Source organism: Vallitalea longa, assembly GCF_027923465.1.
In the GTDB taxonomy this organism is placed as follows: Bacteria; Bacillota; Clostridia; order Lachnospirales; family Vallitaleaceae; genus Vallitalea; species Vallitalea longa.
The window spans coordinates 1-20,770 of sequence record NZ_BRLB01000010.1 but is presented as its reverse complement, the minus strand read 5'-3'; the positions used below and the strand labels follow the sequence as shown (position 1 = coordinate 20,770).

Sequence of the window (20,770 nt, the reverse complement as noted above, 5' to 3'; positions counted from 1 at the left end):
ACATAATTAAAGAGAGGTTAGTTATAATAGTCTCTCTTTAATTTTAGGTGGTGTTATATTTGAAAGGCTATACTAGATTACCTAAGAGACATTTATATCTGATAATATCCGTACTTGGGATATTGATTTTTTTATTATCATTGGAAATCATGATGAAAGTGAAAGATATAAATATCTATAATGACTGGCTGAATGATAATAAACAATATGCTGGAACTAATACCACTAAAACAGAATTATTTAACATATATGTATCAATGAATTTATCCATGTATTTTCAAAGGATAATCGTTCCTATGGCATTGGGAATCCATACTTATTTATCTTATGCTAAGATAAGAATCAATAAGTTATTTGTATTTATATGGACAGTATTATTGATAGGATCTGTTTTATATACTATTGTGGGTCTAGAAAATTATACAATATTTACTTATATGTATATTGCTTTATATATTATAGTGATATTCACCATTCTATCATTGCTGACAGTTATAGATAAAAGTGAAAAATCCTGAAAGGTGTGGTATCAACTTGAAAAGAATCAACGAATTTCTATATGACGATATTGGTAATACTTATGATAGAAAAAATTTATATCTAAAAGAAATCGCTCAACTATATGATGAATACGATAAAACTAAAGATAAAAAAGCATTAGATAAAATAAAGAAATTAAGACAAAACAAACAGAATCATCCATACATAATAAAACTCAATGATTATTTACATAAGGAAAAGAAATTCAATAGTTCAATACAAGCTAAGAAGAGTAAATATATAGAAACTCTACCAAAAAATCTATCTGGTAAAATGAAGCAATTGAAAGTCAGATTATACATAAGTGGACTTAGAAAAGATTTTTATAAGGAATTTGTAGATATTAGTTATGAAGCACAATATGAATATGAAAAAGCTATTATTGAAGTAAATCAATTACCATCAATAATAGAACATCTTGATATTAATGAAAATGAACTAAAGACTATAAGAAATAGAAAAGATGTAAGTAATGAAGATAAAGCAAAATCAAAAGAAGATTTTAATGATTATAGAAAAAAGGAAAAAGAAGTTTTACAGAATGATATTATTAAGCTAAAAAAGAAGAGAAAAGATAGACAGATTTCGAAAAAAGCTTTAAATGATGGTATTAGTGAATTAAAAATCCAATATAAAGCGAATATCAGTGTTAAATCATATGAATTACCTGAAAAAAATAAGAATGAATTAATTAAAAACAAGAAATTTGAGATTAACAGTAATTCCAAGAGAAAAAGAATAGTTCTTAATGCAAATATCTCGGATTTAAGACGAAAAACACCAGTTGAAGTAGAAAATAAAATTCCTTATAAATGTTTCTTGACTTTTTTAATACCAGGTTTAGGTCAATTACTTAACAAGCAATATATAAAAGCAGCGTTATTTTTATTAGTAAGTTTTTTTGTTTATGTGGTAGCAATACCATATGCGTTAGGTTTTGGTAATTATCAAGGTAACGGAATTGCGGGTCTTGTATCTCTAGCTCAAGGAGGCAGGAAGATTGATAAGTCCTTAATATTCTTGATTGAAGGTATAATAGCCATATTTCTTGTGGTCATTGCAGTTATATTGATTTATATATCTTTTAGAGATGTACATAGTGTGGAAAAGAATAAGATAAAGGGAATTCGTCCAAACAATTGGTTTGAAACCAAAACATGTATTTCAGAAGAAGGATTTCCTTATATAGTTTCACTACCAGCACTGTTAGTTACTATTTTTATTGTTTTAGTTCCTATAACAACGGCAATATTATTATCATTCACTGGAATGGATCCAAAACATCAATCTAAGTTTTCATGGATTGGTTTGAAAAACTATAAGATGATAGTTCTGGGAGAAGGAATTGCCGGTTCAGCGTTTTGGTTAATATTGTGGTGGACTATAATTTGGACATTAGTTGCAACTTCATTAGCGATTTTGATTGGCTTCTTCTTAGCTATTCTAGTTAATAATGAAAGGATTAAAGGCAAGGTCATATTCAGATCCATTTATCTATTACCTTGGGCTGTTCCTGCATTTATAACTATAATGTTTTTTAGTATCATGTTTTCGCCTAATGGAGCTTTAACAGATATAATATCCTCTTTATTTGGAAGACATATTGTAGTGAAAAATGATCCGAATCTATCAAGGATTACTATTATATTAATACAAGCTTGGCTCGGTAGTTCATACATTTTTTTACTATCTACTGGAGTACTACAAGCGATACCAGGAGATTTATATGAAGCTGCAGTCATAGATGGTGCTACTGCATGGCAAAAACTAAAACGAATAACACTACCTATAGTACTATTTCAAACTGCGCCATTACTTGTTGGACAATATACATTTAATTTCAATAACTTCTCAATAATATATTTGTTTAATAGTGGTGGACCATTTAATCCAAGTAAATATGGTAATCTGGCTGGAACAACGGATTTACTGATTTCATATATTTTTAAATTAACAACGGAAAATCAATATCAGGCTATTGGAGCAGCGATAACAGTATTTATTTCTTTAGGGTTAATGCTATTTGCATTCATAGGTTTTAAGAACTCTAAAGCATTTAAAGAGGAGAAATTATAAATGGGAATATTCAAGAAAAAGAATGACTTATATTTATCTGATAAACAACCTTTAACATTAGTGGGCAAAATAGGATTATTACTATCCTATATTGTGTTGATTATTTGGTCATATGCTATCCTATGGCCTTTATTTCAAATGGTTGTATCAGCTTTTAACGGTGAACAAGGGAAAAACTTGATGCTTAATGGAAATTTTGAGTTTTCTTTTAAACACTTTGAATATTTATTTAATGAAACCTTGTATCTTAGATGGGTAGCTAATACCATATTTATCGCTATCACAACTGCAATCCTAACATTGATTATTGTTTCATTTACTGGATTTGCTTATTCAAGGTATAGATTCAAAGGTAGAAAAGCTTCCCTTATGACTATTATGCTAATACAAACTATTCCTGCTTTTGCAGGTATTACAGCATATTTTACAATGCATTCAATTATTTCATCAGTCGTTCCATCGTTTTCTAGACAGATGATGTTGATACTTATCTATTCTGGAGGTGGAATCGCAGGTAATACATTTATTTTAAAAGGATATCTTGATTCAATATCTACAGAATTAGATGATGCAGCTAAAATTGATGGGTGCTCTAATATGAAAGTGTACAGATTAATTATTATGCCAATTGCACGACCAATGCTGGCAATCATAGCTTTGTGGTCATTTATTGGCCCTTTCATGGATTATTTATTACCAAAAGTATTACTGACTAGCCCTGAATCGTATACTCTTGCTGCAGGTTTATTTACACTTGTTAATAATGAAAGGTCCTTGAATCAACCGGCATTCGCAGCTGGAGGATTACTAACAGCAGTACCTATCGTTATTATGTTTATAGTCTTGCAGAAACAGCTGGTATCAGGATTGTCAAAAGGTTCGGTAAAAGGTTAATTAGATACTATATTAAAATAATCTATACATAAATTAGGAGGCAATATGAAAGTCGAATTAAATAATATTGGTAAAAAGTATGAAGGCAGAGAGGATTTTACATTAAGAAACATTAATCTGGATATAGAAGATAAAGAATTCTGTGTAATTCTGGGACCTTCTGGATGTGGTAAGACTACATTACTTAGAATGGTTGCAGGACTGAATTCTATTACTGAAGGAGATCTTCTTTTTGATGGTATAAGAGTCAATAAAGTAGCTCCGAAAGATAGGGATATAGCAATGGTTTTTCAATCTTATGCATTATATCCACATATGACTGTATATGACAATATGGCCTTTTCTCTATCCATGAGGAAAGAAAGGAAAAAGGTCATACATGATAGGGTTATGGAAGCAGCGGAGGTTCTTCAGATAAAGGATTATCTATATTCCAAGCCATCTGATATCTCAGGAGGACAGAGACAGCGTGTTGCATTAGGAAGAGCTATGGTTAGAAAACCTAGTGTGTTTCTAATGGATGAACCACTATCCAATCTTGATGCAAAACTAAGAGAGCATATGAGGGTTGAACTTGTTCGTTTACATAAAACATTAGGTACGACTTCTATCTATGTAACACATGACCAGACGGAAGCAATGACAATGGCTACTAAGATAGTTCTTATGAATGGTGGGAAAATCCAACAGGCAGGAAAACCTGAAGAGTTCTATAACAGACCAAATAACATATTTGTTGCTAAATTCATCGGTTCACCAACAATGAACATGATAAAAGGGAAAATGATCAATGGCATGTTCGTTTCGGATGATGAAGCTATCAAACTAAGACCAATAGAAGAAGATCTGGAGTTTTTGAACCCTTATGAAAATAAAGCAGTTACAGTGGGATTAAGACCAGAAAGATTCATTAATGGTGAGGGGTTAACAGATACATTTGAATGTATTATAGATGTGATTGAAATGCTAGGAAAAGAAAAGATACTTTATACTAAGACCAAAACAGGGAAAGACATTATTATATCTACACCAGGACATTATGAATACAATGAAGGAGAGCACCATAGATTTGGTTTTGATTTATCTGCAATACATTTCTTTGACAGTGAAACACAGAATAGAATCAATTAATAATGAAAGGAAAGAGATATGTATAAGAAACTTGTAATCGTTATTATTGTGCTGTTTATGTTTAGCGGATGTACAAGTGCTAAAGATGGTTTAAGTAAAAATGATAGAGAAGGTATATGGTATGAAATATTTGTCAGATCTTTTGCGGATAGTAATGGAGATGGTGTAGGAGATATAAAAGGACTTGTAGACAAATTGGATTACTTGAATGACAATGATCCTTCTACAGATGATGATTTAGGAATTGATGGTATATGGTTGATGCCTATTAATCCGTCACCATCTTATCATGGTTATGATATTACAGATTACTACGAAATAAATACTGATTACGGTACACTTGATGATTTTGAACTTCTAATTGAACAAGCTCATAAAAGAGGTATAAAAGTAATTATGGATTTAGTTGTTAATCATTCATCTAAAGACCATCCTTGGTTCAAGGAAGCCATTAGTGATGAGAATAGTGACTATAGAGATTATTATGATATAGTCTCAAAGGACTCAGAAGGCTACAATTTTAACAAACAAGTTTGGGGACACAAAGTGTGGAATAAAATCGGCAGCAACTATTACTATGCCATTTTCTGGAATGGAATGCCGGATCTAAATTATAATTCAGAGGCTTTAAGAGAAGAAGTTATAGATATAGCAAAATTTTGGTTGGAAAAAGGTGTAGATGGTTTTAGAATCGATGCAGTTCCACATATTTTCGGAAGTGGAGAATTACCAAGGAATGAAAGTCATGATGATAAAATTCAAGATTGGTGGAATGAATTTGATACTTCATTAAGGAATATCTATCCAGACTATTATTTGGTAGGTGAAGTATGGGAACCAATTAATACTAGAGCATCTTATGCTAAATATTTTGATACCACATTCAATTTCGACCTTAGTGGAAATAGTATATTGGGTATGGTAAAAAATGAAATAGATATTAATGGTAAAAACAATGAATTCAATAACCAATTAGAGAAGATTTACACCAAAATAAATGAGTATAGTGATAATTTTATTGACGCACCCTTTCTATCAAATCATGATATGCAAAGATCAATGGACTATCTAAATGGAGATTTATCAGATATGAAACTTGCAGCATCCATATATATGACGTTACCAGGTAACCCATTCATATATTATGGTGAAGAGATTGGAATGAAGGGAAATAAACCTGATGAAAATATACGTGAACCTTTTATATGGGGAGATAATGATAATTACCAGACATCGTGGGAACCTTTAAGTTCAAATGAAAATACACCTAATGTAGTGGAACAAGATAAGGAAACAGATTCATTACTTAACTATTATCGAACAATAATTAGAGTTCGTCAAAACAATAGGGCATTAATGTCAGGAGAATTCAGAGGGATTGAAACTCATAATCAAAAAGTAGTTGCATATGAGAGAAATTATCAAGATGAATCATTAGTAGTTGTACATAATCTATCTTCTGAGGATATAGAGATCTATAAAAAAGAATTAGAAAAAAAATTCAAATTAGATGAAGTAATATTTTCTAATCCTCAAGAACCAATAATAAAAGACAATATCATAAGATTATCGGGCAAAAGTACGACAATCTTTAGAGTTAAATAATCTATTAATATAATTTACTAGAAAAAAATTATTATAAACAGCAGGAGGGAAAAACTCAATGGATGTAGCAGCAATATACCATGAAGCAAAAAGCAAATATGCTTATGCATATGATAATGAGACTTTACATATTAGAATTAGAACAGCGAAAAATGATGTTGATAAGATAAAATTAATATACAAAGATCCATTTTATTGGAATATAGAAAATGAAAATAATAAAGATAAGGAATTGAAAGAAGATCTATCAAGTGTACCTATGATAAAAGAACATTCTACAGGGCTACATGATTATTGGATCTGTGAGATAAGACCAGATTGGAAAAGAGTTAAATATACTTTTCTAATTGAAGATAGGAAAGCAAAAATTATTTTTGGTAGTAGAGAAATAATTTATCTTGATAAAGAAGATGATGAAAGAAGATTATATGATCTAAATAATTATTATAATTTCCCTTACATCAATTATGAAGATGTTTATGAAGCTCCAGATTGGGTACAAGATACAGTATGGTATCAAATCTTTACAGAGAGATTCTCCAATGGAGATAAATCAATAGATGAAGACAATGTATTGGAATGGGGAAGTACAGATAATGTATCTAATGACATGTTCTTTGGAGGAGATCTGAGAGGTGTCATCAATAAATTAGATTACATAAAAGATATGGGTTTTACAGGAATATACTTCACGCCAATATTCAAAGCTCCTACCAATCATAAATATGATACAGAAGATTATTATTCAATAGATTCGCATTTCGGAACCAATGAGGTATTTAAAGAGCTTGTCCAAGAAGCCCATAAAAGAGGTATTAAAATAATGCTGGATGCAGTTTTTAACCACTGTGGATGGTTACATCCTTATTGGCAGGACGTAATTGACAAGGGAAGAGAATCTAAATATTATGATTGCTTTTTCATAAATGGAGACACACCTATTAATTATCCTGTAGACGGTAATAATAATCCTAAAATAAATGATATGACATATGATGATATAACGAGCTTGAATTTTGCTACTTTTGCTTTTACTCCATTAATGCCAAAATGGAATACCGGAAATGAAATAGCTAGAGAACATTTGATAGGGGCCGCTAAATATTGGATAGAAAACTACGATATCGATGGATGGAGATTAGATGTGTCCAATGAAGTATCTCATCAATTCTGGAGAGAGTTCAGAAAAGAAGTAAAAGGTGTTAAGAAAGATGTTTTCATTTTAGGAGAGAATTGGGATGAAGCCTATCCTTGGCTTAACACAGGACAATTTGATTCAGTAATGAATTATGAATTGCTTATGGCTATTTGGTCTTTTTTCGGACAGAATACCAATGATAATATACATATAAAACCATCTAAATTTATAGAACTAATAAATAGAGTACTTGTTACTTATCCTAAGAATATTTTGAAAAACATGTTTAACTTAGTTGATAGTCATGATACAAAAAGAATATATACGGTTTGTCATGAAGATACTGATAAAACTAATTTGGCATTTCTATTCCAGTTTACTTTCCCAGGAACACCAAGTATATATTATGGTAGTGAAGTAGGAATGAGTGGTGAAAATGATCCTAACAACAGAAAATGTATGGTATGGGATGTTAACAAACAAAATGATAAGATTAAAAATCATCTAGAATCATTAATAGAACTTAGAAAGTCATATAAAGCTTTTACTAGCACTGATATTACATGGCTTGATTATGATGATGATAAAGAATATCTTATCTATAAGAAAAAAGATGATGGGCAAGAGATATATTTTTTAATTAATAATGGTGATAAAGAGATTTATGTAAAATTGCCACAAGAACTTGTTAATGAAAAGGTAATGGATATTTATAATCAAAAAGGTATTATGTTAACTGATGAAGTAATAATGAAAGAGAAATCTTTTTTAATATTTGAAAAAGAATAAATTTATTTTAGTGATAATAATATAGTATAATAAAACTAAAGGAAGTAAGTTTTATATTTACACTAATCTGTATAATCCACTAGAGTTTTATTATCATCAATTTAATAAGTTAAATCTCTCTTTAATATTAAGAAAATGAGTTGAATCAATTAATGTTGATTCAACATATATAGGTGATATAATGAAAAAAGTTACGCTAAAGGATATTGCCAGCCGTGCAGGTGTATCCATTGCAACAGTTTCATATGTACTAAATAATAAGACTAATCAAAAGATAAGTAAGGAAATAAAGGAAAAGGTTCTGGAAACAGCTTATGATCTAAACTATGTTCCTAACATAGCGGCAAGAACTCTTGTAAATAAAAAATCTTCTCTTATGGGGATTGTTATCATTAAAAATGATAATGAGAAACCTTGGGAAAAGTTTTTATACCTAGATTTTATAGAGGCGATTGTAAAAATCATGAGTAGGAATAATTATGACATCATTTTAAGTACCGTTAGCGTTTCAAGACCTAAAATTGATATTGTACCAAAGAGAGAAATAGAAGGAGTATTTTTGATTAATGTGAGGGGAGACATATTTTATAAGTTGTCAACTAAGATATCAGCACCTCTCGTTATAGTTGATAGCTTAATTGATGATACCTATTTTTATAAAATAAATTGGAATATAGAAAAAGCAGTAGCTTCTATCAAAAAGAATTATAAAAAAGAAGATCTATTTCTTGTAACCAACAAGTTTAATAACAAGAGTTTTATGGAATATATTGAGAAAACTTTTAAAAGAGAACTTGTTTATGAAATGGATTCTGTTGAGGGATTAAAAAAATTCCTAGAAGAGAATAAAGATAGAAAAGGTATTATTGTAAATGAATTCATTGGACAAATTGCAACTAGATTCATTGACAAGAACAATATCACTGTTATATGCATATGTGGAAGCGAGTATTTAATAGAAGATAGTGTTAATAAAATAGTTTTCAGCAATAAAAAGAAAGCTTCTGTAGCCTGTAGTCAGTTGATTGAATTGATTAATAAAAAGTATGATAGGAAAAAGGATATTTATATAAACCATGATTAAATAAGGTAATGTGAAATGAAATATATGAATCGAGTGAAGGATATTTTTATAGGGGTAATAGTGAAGTATATTGCTATTTACCCTATAATTTTTTTATGAAAATAATTATTTTAAAGAGAAAAATATATATTACCTTATGTATATATTATACTATAAATATAATAAAATTAATAGACTACCATTATTTGAGTTAATCTCGTATAATTGGACTCAACACATTTAAGGAGGACAAATAATGAGTTATTCTATTTTTGAAGGAACTATGGCGGATATGACATATACACAAGTGGAAGAAGCAGCTTCTAAAGGAACGATTGTATTTTTTCCAATAGCTGTCATTGAAGAACATGGACCGCATATGTGTTTAGGTACAGATGTTTATGGAAGTTATGATGTGACTTTTAAAATCAAACAGAAATTGAATGAAAAGGGTATTGATTCAGTTATTGTACCACCGTTTTATTGGGGAATTAATCATTTAACAAGTGCATTTACAGGGTCATTTACGTCAAAGGAATCTACAATGAAAAATATGCTAATAGAAATAATTCTGTGTTTGAAAAAGTGGGGATTCAATAGAATTATACCTATCAGTGGTCATAATGATTATTTACATAATAAGGTTATAATAGAAGTAGCTAAAGAATGTATGTCGAAACACAATATTAATGTGCATATACCATTACAAGATAATATGGTTAAGTTACATGGATATACTGGTAAAGAAGATTATTTGTTGTCAATTGAGAGCGAGATTGAGATTGAAGAAGAGGATTATGTAGATATTCACGCAGGCAGTTATGAAACAAGTTATATGATTAATGAATATCCAAAATTGGTTGACCAAGAATTAGCCAAAACTCTAAAACCAACAGAAGTAACTGAAAAAGATTTTTCAGTTCTATTCAAGGGGGGAGAAGTTTCAAAAAAATTGATACCTAATGGATATTGTGGCAATCCTTCAAAGATAAATTTATCAAAAGCAAAGGAAATTAATGATTGTATTGTAGGTTATATTACGGATGCTATTGAACAGTTGGTCAAATAGAATGACGTATATAGTTGAGCTAAAAGGTATTATTGTAAATGAATTCATTGGACGAATTGCAACTAGATTCATTGACAAGAACAATATTAGTGTTATATGCATATGTGAAAGCGAGTATTTATATAGAAGATGGTGTTAAGAAAATTGTTTTCAGCAATAAAAAGAAAGCTTCTGTAGCTTGTAGTCAGTTGAATTAATTAATAAAAAGTGTATTTATGTAAACTATGATTGAAAAAGGTAATGTGAATTGGAATATATGATATGAGTGAAGGATATTTTTATAGGGTGAATAGTGAAGTATGTTGCTATTTGCCCTATATTTTTTATGATGAAAATTAGTAAAAGAGAAAAAGGTATTTAAATGAATTATATACCTTAAAGATGGATATAAAAGAGATGATAATAACAAGGAGGTAATTATTGAATAAGCAAATTTAACATAGGCTGAGGGAAATATCAGAATATTAAGCAACAATTAAACAAATAAAATATTATTATGTATATATTTGACAAATTAAATTGTGTTATGTTGTATAAATGTTTTTTGTTTGATATGATAGTTGTATAGAGTTTGATAATACATATAATGTATATTAGTGGAAATTGCAATTTTTAATGGAATGAAGAAAAACTTTGATAGGATCTATGGTGAATTCTTAATTCAACTATACAAGAGGAGGATAAAAATATGAAGATTACTATTGAAATGAGTAAAGGTGCTTATGAAATAGCAAAAAAAGTATATTCAGGACAAGTGACACGAAGTGAAGGAAAGTTTGAGATAAATAAGACTACTGGCATGAATGTGGGTTCAGCACAGGCTTTTATTACTATATTTTTGGCTATGATGAATGGAGAGGAATATAAAAGAGCATTTAATAATGATACGAATAAATTTCTGTTAGAAAGCATCAGGAAGGATTATGGTGAGGATTCTTTTAAAAATGCTTTAGATGCAGTTCAAAAACACATTGAGTATTATTCTACGCTAGAAAATAGAAATTTAACAGGGCTACAAGCTATTATAAATCAGATGAAGTAGTTTTGTTTTTAAGTATATTGCTAATTAACCAACTACCCATTAGGCTAATAATATGAAGTTAAATAAAATGTAGATAATGTTAATTGGATATACCTTAAGAGAAACTATGGTTTACAATAGAATAATTAAAAACAGGATAATAATTTTGTTCCTGACATCATGAATTTTAAGGAGGTAATGTACTTGATAGATAGTAATAATATACTTGAAATGCACGCAAAATGTTGGGATTATCTAATTAATATTCAGAAGTTAGATGAAACTTTTTACTTTGTGACAAGAAAGATTAATAATTTTGAATAGATTCGAACAAGGATACTCAAGAGTGTAAAAAATCAAATATACAACAAAAAGAAATATATTACATATGCCTAATATATTTCTTTTGCTATCCTTTTACGGATTTATTTTATTCAAATGCAATAAAGTAGTAGAATGTATTATGCGTAATGTATTAATTTTATAAAAAATATCATAAAAATGCATTGACATTACTCAAAATGAGTATTATACTAAACACATAGTAATTTAGTTGACACAAAAATAATTATATATATAGATTAGATGCATATATTTATACTTTTGAATACTCAATTTGAGTACTGTAATTATTCTCATAGAAAAATAAAGCTAAGTATTATCAATTTTTATGCTTACTAAATTGATTTTTACAATAATATAAAAATAGGTAAGAGATATTGATACATTAAATAGGAGGTTAAATATGAACATTATATATGGTTCTTATGAGGATTTAATTAAAAGAATATCAATTATTAGGCTAAGATTAGAGTCTTATAAGAAAGAAAAAGACTTGCTGTTAAAAGTAATAAATAATAAAAGAGAAGGCAATCTGGTATTTAAGGATGAAAAAATATCTTGCAAAAGTTACTTGAAAGACATGAGAATAATAGACTCTCATATATTATTACATGAAGAAGAGTTAACTCGTCTTCAAAAAGAAAAAGAAAATATTGATACTATAATGAGTCAGCTACAAGGTAATAGAGAGAAGATATTTTATCATAGAGTTATACAGGGAATGACTCAAGAACAAACGGCTGAGGAAGTATATCTATCAGTGAGGCAGGTACAGAGACTTGAAAAAACTATACATTTATAAGTTCCATAATAATATTATTTATATAATTATTTATAAAAATCATATTACAAAAAATATAAATTATAATACAGAATGACTTTCCATAACTTCAAATATTGTGGAAGGTTATTTTTTTTATGATGTATATTAATATCATTAATGTATATGAATAGTTTTTTTAATAAAATACTTCGTGTTAATGTCGTGTCCCTCCATGCTACAATAACCTTAATCCCATAAAACTTGAAAAAGGAGGTCACACCAATGAATAATCTTGTCACACAAAAAGAATTCTATAAAGCAATGCAAAAAGTCACCAAAGAGACCAATGACTTAACCATTGCTATGACAGAAACCAAGACATTAATTAGAGATTATAATGGACTTAGACAAGTAATTAACGATGTTGATGATAGAGTACAGAGACTTGAAGATTATGCAAATAGTAAGAAATCATATAGAGAATATGTTGGCTGGATAGTAGGTTTAGCAGCTACTATATTAGCAGTAATAAGCAATATAAGATGAAATTCTAGATACTCAACAGAAAGGAGGTTTTTCCATGAAACAAATACTTAAAAAATTAACCAACACCAAAACGGTCTTAGGAATAACAAGTGCAGTCATATTAATATTGACAAACCTTGGCTTAGAAGTAAATAACCAACAGATAATGACAATCATAAAAGCTTTATGTACAATAGGAATTTTATTAGGAATAATGAATGACGGCGGTATGAAAACAACAGAATGGAATCATTGATGATTAAATCAATATTACAAACTATGCTAACAGAAAATTAATTGTTAATTAAATATGTGTATAATATTATAAACAAAATAAATAAAGTTTCTCATTTATAACATTGACAAACCAATAATTGTTTTATATACTAACAGTTAGCTACAAAAGTAAATGAGGTGCTTTAATGGAAGATAAAAAAATCGGTTTTCAATTAATGATTTCAGGACATCTAATAAAACGTGAACTAGACAGGACACATGAAAAAGTTAAACTTAAAGTATTAGGCGAACAAGGTAATCTTTTCCATACCGATACAAGAATCATTTCATTTTTAGCTAGAAATAATGATAAAGAAATTTATCAAAAAGACATAGAACATTTTTTGTCATTAACCGCACCGACAGTTTCAAATAAGCTACGTACCCTAGAAGAAAAAGGACTTATAAAAAGAGTTTACTCTAAAGAGGATACGAGACTAAAACAAGTGATACTAACAGAAAAAGCAATTGATATAGATAAAAGAATGACAAGTGAAATAGCCATTTTTGAAAATAGAATCACTAGAGTATTATCTGAAAAGGAACAAGATCAATTAATCCATACACTAAATAAGATTAAACAAGAATTTCAATAAGAAAAATAGTCGCTAATAAGCGACTTTTATTAATAAATCAATAGTTAGGTTCAAAACTATTAGCATCAAAACTAAAAATGTTATTTATATGAAGCAATAAACTAGTAGATAAAAAAATAGAACTAATATATATAACACAACTTTCCTACCTATAATTCTTTTAACTAACTTAACTGCATAGAATATTGAGGTGTGAAAGTTTGGTATAATATCTTCTAGTTTGCTACAAGTAAGGTTAGGAGGAGAATTATGACAAAAACTTTAATAAAATATGTAAAAAATTATAAGAAATCAACTTTTTTATCAATACTATTTGCAGCAATGGAAGTCGTAACTGATATCACTATACCATTATTGATGGCAGCTATCATTGATAAAGGAATTGAAGCGAGAAATATTTCCCAAATCTATTTATATGGGGGAATAATGATTATAGCAGTACTAGTAGGATTATTTAGTGGAGCAGCTGCTGGAAAATTTGCAGCTAATGCTTCTTCAGGATTTGCACGTAATCTTAGAGATGCCATGTTCGTTAATATACAGGATTTCTCTTTTTCTAATATAGATAAATTCAGCACTGCTGGACTTGTTACGAGAATGACAACAGATGTAACCAATGTGCAGAATTCATATCAGATGGTAATTAGATTGTGTGTCAGAGCTCCACTTATGCTGATATGTGCACTGATAATGTCTGTAATTATAGCACCTCAGGTCAGTATTATATTTTTAATAGTTATAGTGTTTCTTTCTATTGCTCTTTTTACGATTATAAAATCTGTCATGCCTATATTTACTAAGGTATTTAAAGGATATGATAAATTGAATGCAAGTGTTCAAGAAAATGTTACTGGAATAAGAGTTGTAAAAGGATTCGTACGAGAGAAATTCGAAAATGAGAAATTCATTAATGCCGTAGATAATCTATATAAGAAATTTGTAAAAGCCGAAGGAAGGATAGTACTAAACAATCCTATAATGATGTTAGCAATATATAGTTGCATATTGGCAGTTTCATGGATGGGAGCTCATCTTATAGTTGGAGGATCACTTACTACAGGTGAACTTACAAGTCTGTTTACATATATTATGAGCATATTAATGAACTTAATGATGATTTCAATGCTATTTGTTATGATAACAATCAGTATGTCCAGTGCTAAGAGAATCACTGAGGTACTTGATGAAGAAACTGATATCAAAAATCCTGAAAATCCAATAATGGCAGTAAAAGATGGTAGTGTAGAATTTAAGCATGTTAATTTTACATATAAAAAAGATAGCATTAAAAATGTTCTGGATGATATTAATTTTTCAGTTTCATCTGGAGAAACAATAGGTATCATTGGTAGTACAGGTAGTTCCAAAACAAGTCTAGTAAGTCTTATAAGTAGATTATATGATGTAAACAGTGGTACTGTTAGCGTAGGTGGTCTTGATGTAAGAAAATATGACCTGAAAGTATTGAGAGATGAGGTAGCAGTAGTTCTCCAGAAGAATGAACTGTTTTCTGGTACGATATTAGAGAATTTACGTTGGGGTAATAAGGATGCAACATATGAAGAGTGTGTACAAGCTTGTAAGATGGCATGTGCAGACGATTTTGTACAAGCTTTTCCAGATAAATATGAAACATATATTGAGCAAGGTGGTTCCAACGTATCTGGAGGGCAAAAACAGCGTCTTTGTATAGCAAGGGCATTACTAAAGAGACCAAAAATACTTATATTGGATGACTCAACAAGTGCAGTAGATACAGCTACTGATGCAAGAATCAGAAAAGCATTTTTAGAAGAAATACCATATACCACAAAATTTATAATAGCTCAGAGAATTTCAAGTGTAAAAGATGCGGATAGGATAATCATAGTTGATGATGGGAAAATAAATGATATTGGTGTTCACGAAGACCTTATAAAAACTAACAAAATATACAGCACCATCTATGAAAATCAAAGAGATAGTAGTGGTGATTTTGATCAGAAGGGGGCTATGTAATGAAGAGACTATTGGGTATTTTATTTCATGATTATAAATTTCATCTATTGTTCGTATTAATTGGGATAATAGGTTCAGCTGTGGCTACAGTAACAGGAACAATGTTCATGCAATCATTGATTGACGATTATATAATACCTCTCACAAAAGTTGATAATCCTGATTTTAGTGGATTGTTTTCAGCTTTAGTAGGTATTGCAGGGATTTATCTTATAGGGATAATATGTGCTTATGTGTTTAATAGGATAATGGTTACAGTAAGTCAGGGAACCATGAGAAAGTTGAGAATAGACCTTTTCACTCATATGGAATCTCTTCCTATTAAATATTTTGATACTCATGCTCATGGAGATATTATGTCTGTTTATACTAATGACACGGATACGTTGAGACAGTTTCTCAGTCAAAGTTTACCTCAACTGGTAAGTAGTCTTATTTCGGTTATAAGTGTTTTGGTAAGTATGATTATTTTAAATATACCTTTGACAGTACTTTCATTGGGAATGGTATTCTTAATGGTTTTGATTTCTTCTAAGATAGCATCAAATACAAGAAAATATTTTGTCAAACAACAACAAGATATAGGTACATTGAACGGTTATATCGAAGAGATGATGAGTGGTCAGAAAGTAGCGAAAGTATTTAATCACGAACAAGAAAATATACAAGATTTCAGGAAACTAAATGAGAATTTAAGAGATAGCGCTGATAAAGCCAATTCCTATGCTAATATTTTAATGCCTATTAATGCACAACTTGGAAATATAAGTTATGTTTTATGTGCTATACTGGGAGGCGTTTTGGCTTTAAATGGTTATGCAGGGCTTACATTAGGTACTTTGGTAACATTTCTGACATTGAATAAGAATTTCAACCAACCAATCGGTCAGATAAGTAATCAGCTTAACGCTGCAATAATGGCAGTTGCTGGTGTAGAAAGAATTTTTAAATTGATTGATGAAGAATCTGAAATAGATAATGGTTATGTAACCTTGGTAAATATAACTAGAGACAATAAGGGCAAGATAGTAGAGACTACTAAAAATACAGGTGCATGGGCATGGAAACATTACCATAAGGCAGATGAAACAACAACTTATGTAGAACTTAAGGGTGATATCATATTAGATGATGTTGACTTCGGTTACAATGAAGAAAAATTTGTATTGCATAACATAAAATTATATGCAGAGCCAGGGCAAAAAATCGCATTGGTTGGTAGTACAGGAGCAGGAAAAACAACTATCTCCAACTTGATTAATAGGTTCTATGATATTCAAGATGGAAAAATACGTTTTGATGGAATTAATATCAATAAAATCAAAAAAGCTGATTTGCGTCGTAGTCTAGGTTTGGTATTACAGGATACTCATTTATTTACAGGAACCATTATGGATAACATAAGGTATGGAAACCTTAATGCTACTGACGAAGAATGTGTAGAAGCAGCAAAACTTACTAATGCAGATAGTTTTATATCAAGATTGCCAAAGGGTTATGATACTCAATTGACTGGTGATGGAGCAAACTTATCACAAGGACAAAGACAGTTGATTGCCATAGCAAGAGCTGCCGTAGCAGATCCTCCTGTATTGATTTTAGATGAAGCAACTTCTAGTATTGATACTAGAACTGAGACTCTAGTGCAAAAAGGTATGGATGAGCTTATGAAGAATCGAACAACTTTTGTAATAGCACATAGACTTTCTACTGTACGTAATAGTGACTGTATCATTGTATTAGAGAACGGTAGAATTATTGAAAGAGGAAGTCATGAACAGCTTATAGAACAAAAAGGGAAATATCATCAACTTTCAATGGGAGCTTAAAAGATTTAAATAATAAGTATAGCCAGTCATTAGCTTAAAAATCAGGTGAATGACTGGCTATTTTTAAAACATTATTTATTTTTTACTATTATAGGTATTTCAATTTTATCACCATCAGCAACCATTTCAAATTCAGTATAAAAGATGGTTTCGCTCGAGTTATTTATATAATTACTTTGTAAAAACACTGTATTTGATTGAATTAAATTACCTTTGTCATCATATATTACATCAGAATAATCATATTTAGATGATGATTCATATTCTGTATACTCTGGTTGATCTATAAGAGAGCCATAACGTTCATAATTAAGAGTTCTATAATATGTCGAATAAAAATTGTCTAGCAAACTAACGATATTATTATATCTTTTAGAGTTGACAATATACAGTGGACTATCAAAAGAGTCTCTTTTAACTCTTGGTATATAAGTACCTTTAGTAATAAAGTTATTTCTTGAAACTTCATTTTTATAAATACTGAATTCCACAATTACGTCATTTTCCAATCTAGTAGAATAAAGTTCTTTCATCCTAGAAAATTTTGCATCGTTAAACGTTAAAAGAAAACTATCATCATTTATTTTAAAAGAAGTGTTCTCAATAACTGGACGAAAAAGTTCCTTAACTTGTTTGTCTATATTGTTAATGTACTTAATTTTTTTGTTATGATTTATAATAAATACTATAATTGATATAAATAATATAAATAATAATATCAGCAAAATTATTTTTATAACAGTCTTATTTTTCCCCATTAACATTCATCCCTTTCAGTTTACTCAGGTACGAATTGATACCCCTCAATTTCTGTATATCTAATATTTTATATTTTAATAGGACTTCAAATCTCCTTCGTCAAAATTATCCATCATTTCATTAAGGTTAGTATTGTGCTCCATTATAGTACTTTTGAAATCGTCCATTAATTCTGCTGAGGGATTGACAGGTGTAAAAAATACATTTAAACATGCAATAACAAGTAGAACGATTACATACAAAGTATAGAATTTTTTCTTGCTATTTTCAATTATATTAATATACTTATCAACATATTTACCTATATATTTACTTAGAAAAACTATAATACCACAAACAATTATTGTTACAGGAAAAGCTATAGATGTTGGAACACCTATTATGTATGCAGGAACAGTTCTCCTAGATGCTCTTATCATAATAGTTATTTCTGTAAAATATGCGATAATCGAATTAACTATTGCTATTGATATTATTACTTTTATTATCTTCATGTAGTTATGAGTATAATTATCCTTTTGGAGATTATGGAAATAGGTGTATAAAAGATAAAAAACACCAATTATGACAACAATATATAGTAACGTTGAGGTAACTGAAAAGTGACCATTAACAAAAAAGCTGAATAATTTATTTCTATAATTGATATCATTACCAATGGTAGCGGGAATACCAAAGAAAGATAAAAGTATATATGCTAATATATTTAATCCTTGAAGCAATGATGTAGTTATAATGTTTTCTAGAGTCAAACCATATGATGTACGAATAATAAATATCAACATAGGTACAAGTAATATTAATGATAATATAAATATTTTTTTGTACAATGGTTTCAAGTCTCTAAGAAAACCTAGAGAAGGAAGTCTAAGTTGTCCTTTATACATAATTAAAGAACAGATGTACGAAATTATGAATATAAGTAAAGGAATCATAAATAAACTATATGAATAGCTAAAACTATTATTTAGTTTAGCGACATAACCTAAATCTGCTCTTTTACCAGTTACAATAATAAGGATTAGGTTCAATATACCTACAACTATACTTGAGCTAATAAGGTAATCATAACTTACATTGATTTTTTTCTTAACTTTTTTAATTATAAATAAAGAAGTCAATACAGAAATAAAAGGTAATATCAATAATATTATTAATCTAACACTTAATACAAATCTTGCTACATTACCTGCTACAGTCATATTTACATTATAAGTATTGAACAATGAGAAGTTGATCAAATCAAATGGATTAAAAGTAATATTAATCTGATCTAAGTCCAGCATAGATAAAATACTATTTATTCCAGTTATATTACCGTTAAGATTCGCTGATAATATAAAACCAAGGATAGAGCATAGAGCTATTAATATGCCATAAGAAATAGCTCCTGTTATAATACCTTCTATTATGTTATTCTTATTCAAAGAATATTTTGCACCATTGAAAAATCTACCTCTAGGTATGTTCCAGAATCTTTTGCCAGTGCCACTATTATTATGGTTTTGATTATATTCATTGTAATCATATTGGTTCTGGTTGCTAGAAAAATTATCATTATCATCAACTTTAGTTCCACATTTACTACAGTATACCTGACCTGGTGATATTGGGTTACCACAATTTTTACAATATTTAATCATAATTCCTCCTAAAATAATACTTATTTATTACTCAACTATTAGCTATTAAAAAATAGTTGGTAAATGAATATATAATATTTAATTATAGCACAAGCCAGTTATTTATAAAGTTTTTTTGTAGATAATTAATTAAATATTAACTTATGTAATTGTTATATATTTATTAATACCTTTTTTGTGATTATAATAAGGAAGTAATTAATTGGGAAAAAGCATAGGTTAAAGTAAATGAAATGAATATAAAATTGTTACTAATAATTTTTTTTTATAAAAACGCTTGACACTTTTATAATAATTTGTTATTATAGTCTCCGACGCAGTTTTGAACAATGAAAAATAAATAGTATATTAGACAACTAAACTTTATTAAATAAAGTTTTTATAAACCCAAGAAATTCCTTAGTAAATTAATGGATAAAGACGATAGTCTATAAAATATAAGCCAGAGCAATCTGGTCAAGATTAAAACTTACACGATGATTTAAGCTAAGCTTAAAAAATCTTAACGATGATTTAAGCTAAGAAATACTAACCTTTGATAATTAAGTTTCGATGAAACTGAAAATCGAAGCTAAGAATTTCTAACCTTAAAAAATCTTAAACATGAGAGTTTGATCCTGGCTCAGGATGAACGCTGGCGGCGTGCTTAACACATGCAAGTCGAGCGAGAAGCTGACTATTGAACCTTCGGGTGATTTAGACAGTGGAAAGCG

At 29.1% G+C, this 20,770-nt stretch carries 18 protein-coding genes and 1 rRNA gene; 17 read left to right on the top strand and 2 right to left on the bottom strand.

The window, feature by feature from the left end; all coding sequences use genetic code 11:
• The first annotated feature begins 59 nt into the window (after window positions 1-59).
• From QMG30_RS15060 to QMG30_RS14985, 16 genes are all read left to right on the top strand, one after another.
• Window positions 60-518 (top strand): hypothetical protein, encoded by a 459-nt coding sequence (locus QMG30_RS15060; protein WP_281816764.1) that lies wholly within the window; start codon window positions 60-62, stop codon window positions 516-518.
• A gap of 16 nt (window positions 519-534) precedes the next feature.
• Complete coding sequence (locus tag QMG30_RS15055; protein WP_281816762.1) at window positions 535-2,616, top strand: ABC transporter permease subunit; 2,082 nt, start codon at window positions 535-537, stop codon at window positions 2,614-2,616.
• On the top strand, window positions 2,617-3,510 hold the full coding sequence (locus QMG30_RS15050) for a sugar ABC transporter permease (RefSeq protein ID WP_281816760.1): 894 nt from the start codon (window positions 2,617-2,619) through the stop codon (window positions 3,508-3,510).
• A gap of 45 nt (window positions 3,511-3,555) precedes the next feature.
• The gene (locus QMG30_RS15045) at window positions 3,556-4,641 is read left to right on the top strand and encodes an ABC transporter ATP-binding protein (RefSeq protein ID WP_281816759.1); all 1,086 of its coding nucleotides are present in this window, start codon (window positions 3,556-3,558) and stop codon (window positions 4,639-4,641) included.
• Window positions 4,642-4,659: 18 nt separating this feature from the next.
• Window positions 4,660-6,246, top strand: coding sequence for an alpha-amylase family glycosyl hydrolase (locus QMG30_RS15040; protein ID WP_281816757.1), 1,587 nt, complete (start codon window positions 4,660-4,662; stop codon window positions 6,244-6,246).
• Window positions 6,247-6,304: 58 nt separating this feature from the next.
• On the top strand, window positions 6,305-8,173 hold the full coding sequence (locus QMG30_RS15035) for a glycoside hydrolase family 13 protein (protein WP_281816755.1): 1,869 nt from the start codon (window positions 6,305-6,307) through the stop codon (window positions 8,171-8,173).
• Between the two features lie 181 nt (window positions 8,174-8,354).
• Window positions 8,355-9,257 carry a LacI family DNA-binding transcriptional regulator gene (locus QMG30_RS15030; RefSeq protein ID WP_281816754.1) on the top strand — a complete coding sequence of 301 codons (903 nt, stop codon included), beginning with the start codon at window positions 8,355-8,357 and terminating at the stop codon, window positions 9,255-9,257.
• A gap of 235 nt (window positions 9,258-9,492) precedes the next feature.
• Entirely contained in the window at window positions 9,493-10,305 is an 813-nt protein-coding gene (locus tag QMG30_RS15025) for a creatininase family protein (RefSeq protein ID WP_281816751.1), read from the top strand.
• 38 nt (window positions 10,306-10,343) lie between these two features.
• On the top strand, window positions 10,344-10,502 hold the full coding sequence (locus QMG30_RS15020) for a hypothetical protein (RefSeq protein WP_281816748.1): 159 nt from the start codon (window positions 10,344-10,346) through the stop codon (window positions 10,500-10,502).
• 491 nt (window positions 10,503-10,993) lie between these two features.
• Entirely contained in the window at window positions 10,994-11,347 is a 354-nt protein-coding gene (locus QMG30_RS15015; RefSeq protein ID WP_281816747.1) for a hypothetical protein, read from the top strand.
• Window positions 11,348-12,071: 724 nt separating this feature from the next.
• A complete protein-coding gene (locus QMG30_RS15010; RefSeq protein WP_281816746.1) occupies window positions 12,072-12,470 on the top strand; it encodes a hypothetical protein in 399 nt (132 codons plus the stop codon).
• Between the two features lie 243 nt (window positions 12,471-12,713).
• The gene (locus QMG30_RS15005) at window positions 12,714-12,977 is read left to right on the top strand and encodes a hypothetical protein (protein ID WP_281816745.1); all 264 of its coding nucleotides are present in this window, start codon (window positions 12,714-12,716) and stop codon (window positions 12,975-12,977) included.
• A gap of 34 nt (window positions 12,978-13,011) precedes the next feature.
• Window positions 13,012-13,212 carry a hypothetical protein gene (locus tag QMG30_RS15000; RefSeq protein ID WP_281816743.1) on the top strand — a complete coding sequence of 67 codons (201 nt, stop codon included), beginning with the start codon at window positions 13,012-13,014 and terminating at the stop codon, window positions 13,210-13,212.
• 166 nt (window positions 13,213-13,378) lie between these two features.
• Window positions 13,379-13,828 carry a MarR family winged helix-turn-helix transcriptional regulator gene (locus QMG30_RS14995; protein ID WP_281816742.1) on the top strand — a complete coding sequence of 150 codons (450 nt, stop codon included), beginning with the start codon at window positions 13,379-13,381 and terminating at the stop codon, window positions 13,826-13,828.
• Between the two features lie 249 nt (window positions 13,829-14,077).
• Window positions 14,078-15,826, top strand: a complete 1,749-nt coding sequence (locus tag QMG30_RS14990; RefSeq protein ID WP_281816739.1) for an ABC transporter ATP-binding protein — start codon at window positions 14,078-14,080, stop codon at window positions 15,824-15,826.
• The gene (locus QMG30_RS14985; protein ID WP_281816736.1) at window positions 15,826-17,655 is read left to right on the top strand and encodes an ABC transporter ATP-binding protein; all 1,830 of its coding nucleotides are present in this window, start codon (window positions 15,826-15,828) and stop codon (window positions 17,653-17,655) included. Before QMG30_RS14990 ends, QMG30_RS14985 begins: the two co-directional genes overlap by 1 nt.
• Window positions 17,656-17,726: 71 nt before the next feature.
• Here QMG30_RS14985 and QMG30_RS14980 read toward each other — a convergent pair whose 3' ends face one another.
• Entirely contained in the window at window positions 17,727-18,413 is a 687-nt protein-coding gene (locus QMG30_RS14980; RefSeq protein ID WP_281816734.1) for a hypothetical protein, read from the bottom strand.
• A 75-nt stretch (window positions 18,414-18,488) separates the two neighbouring features.
• Window positions 18,489-20,057, bottom strand: a complete 1,569-nt coding sequence (locus QMG30_RS14975; RefSeq protein WP_281816732.1) for a zinc ribbon domain-containing protein — start codon at window positions 20,055-20,057, stop codon at window positions 18,489-18,491.
• 599 nt (window positions 20,058-20,656) lie between these two features.
• Here QMG30_RS14975 and QMG30_RS14970 point away from each other — a divergent pair.
• Window positions 20,657-20,770, top strand: a 16S ribosomal RNA gene (locus tag QMG30_RS14970); the annotation flags it as partial.

What these genes read in the sequence shown, in the direction of transcription:
- QMG30_RS14975 (WP_281816732.1), bottom strand. Translation starts at nt 20,057, where the DNA reads ATGATTAAATATTGTAAAAATTGTGGTAACCCAATATCACCAGGTCAG.
- QMG30_RS14995 (WP_281816742.1), top strand. Translation starts at nt 13,379, where the DNA reads ATGGAAGATAAAAAAATCGGTTTTCAATTAATGATTTCAGGACATCTA.
- QMG30_RS15050 (WP_281816760.1), top strand. Translation starts at nt 2,617, where the DNA reads ATGGGAATATTCAAGAAAAAGAATGACTTATATTTATCTGATAAACAA.
- QMG30_RS15035 (WP_281816755.1), top strand. Translation starts at nt 6,305, where the DNA reads ATGGATGTAGCAGCAATATACCATGAAGCAAAAAGCAAATATGCTTAT.
- QMG30_RS15025 (WP_281816751.1), top strand. Translation starts at nt 9,493, where the DNA reads ATGAGTTATTCTATTTTTGAAGGAACTATGGCGGATATGACATATACA.
- QMG30_RS15015 (WP_281816747.1), top strand. Translation starts at nt 10,994, where the DNA reads ATGAAGATTACTATTGAAATGAGTAAAGGTGCTTATGAAATAGCAAAA.
- QMG30_RS15045 (WP_281816759.1), top strand. Translation starts at nt 3,556, where the DNA reads ATGAAAGTCGAATTAAATAATATTGGTAAAAAGTATGAAGGCAGAGAG.
- QMG30_RS14990 (WP_281816739.1), top strand. Translation starts at nt 14,078, where the DNA reads ATGACAAAAACTTTAATAAAATATGTAAAAAATTATAAGAAATCAACT.
- QMG30_RS15040 (WP_281816757.1), top strand. Translation starts at nt 4,660, where the DNA reads ATGTATAAGAAACTTGTAATCGTTATTATTGTGCTGTTTATGTTTAGC.
- QMG30_RS14985 (WP_281816736.1), top strand. Translation starts at nt 15,826, where the DNA reads ATGAAGAGACTATTGGGTATTTTATTTCATGATTATAAATTTCATCTA.
- QMG30_RS15005 (WP_281816745.1), top strand. Translation starts at nt 12,714, where the DNA reads ATGAATAATCTTGTCACACAAAAAGAATTCTATAAAGCAATGCAAAAA.
- QMG30_RS15010 (WP_281816746.1), top strand. Translation starts at nt 12,072, where the DNA reads ATGAACATTATATATGGTTCTTATGAGGATTTAATTAAAAGAATATCA.
- QMG30_RS15020 (WP_281816748.1), top strand. Translation starts at nt 10,344, where the DNA reads ATGAATTCATTGGACGAATTGCAACTAGATTCATTGACAAGAACAATA.
- QMG30_RS15000 (WP_281816743.1), top strand. Translation starts at nt 13,012, where the DNA reads ATGAAACAAATACTTAAAAAATTAACCAACACCAAAACGGTCTTAGGA.
- QMG30_RS14980 (WP_281816734.1), bottom strand. Translation starts at nt 18,413, where the DNA reads ATGGGGAAAAATAAGACTGTTATAAAAATAATTTTGCTGATATTATTA.
- QMG30_RS15030 (WP_281816754.1), top strand. Translation starts at nt 8,355, where the DNA reads ATGAAAAAAGTTACGCTAAAGGATATTGCCAGCCGTGCAGGTGTATCC.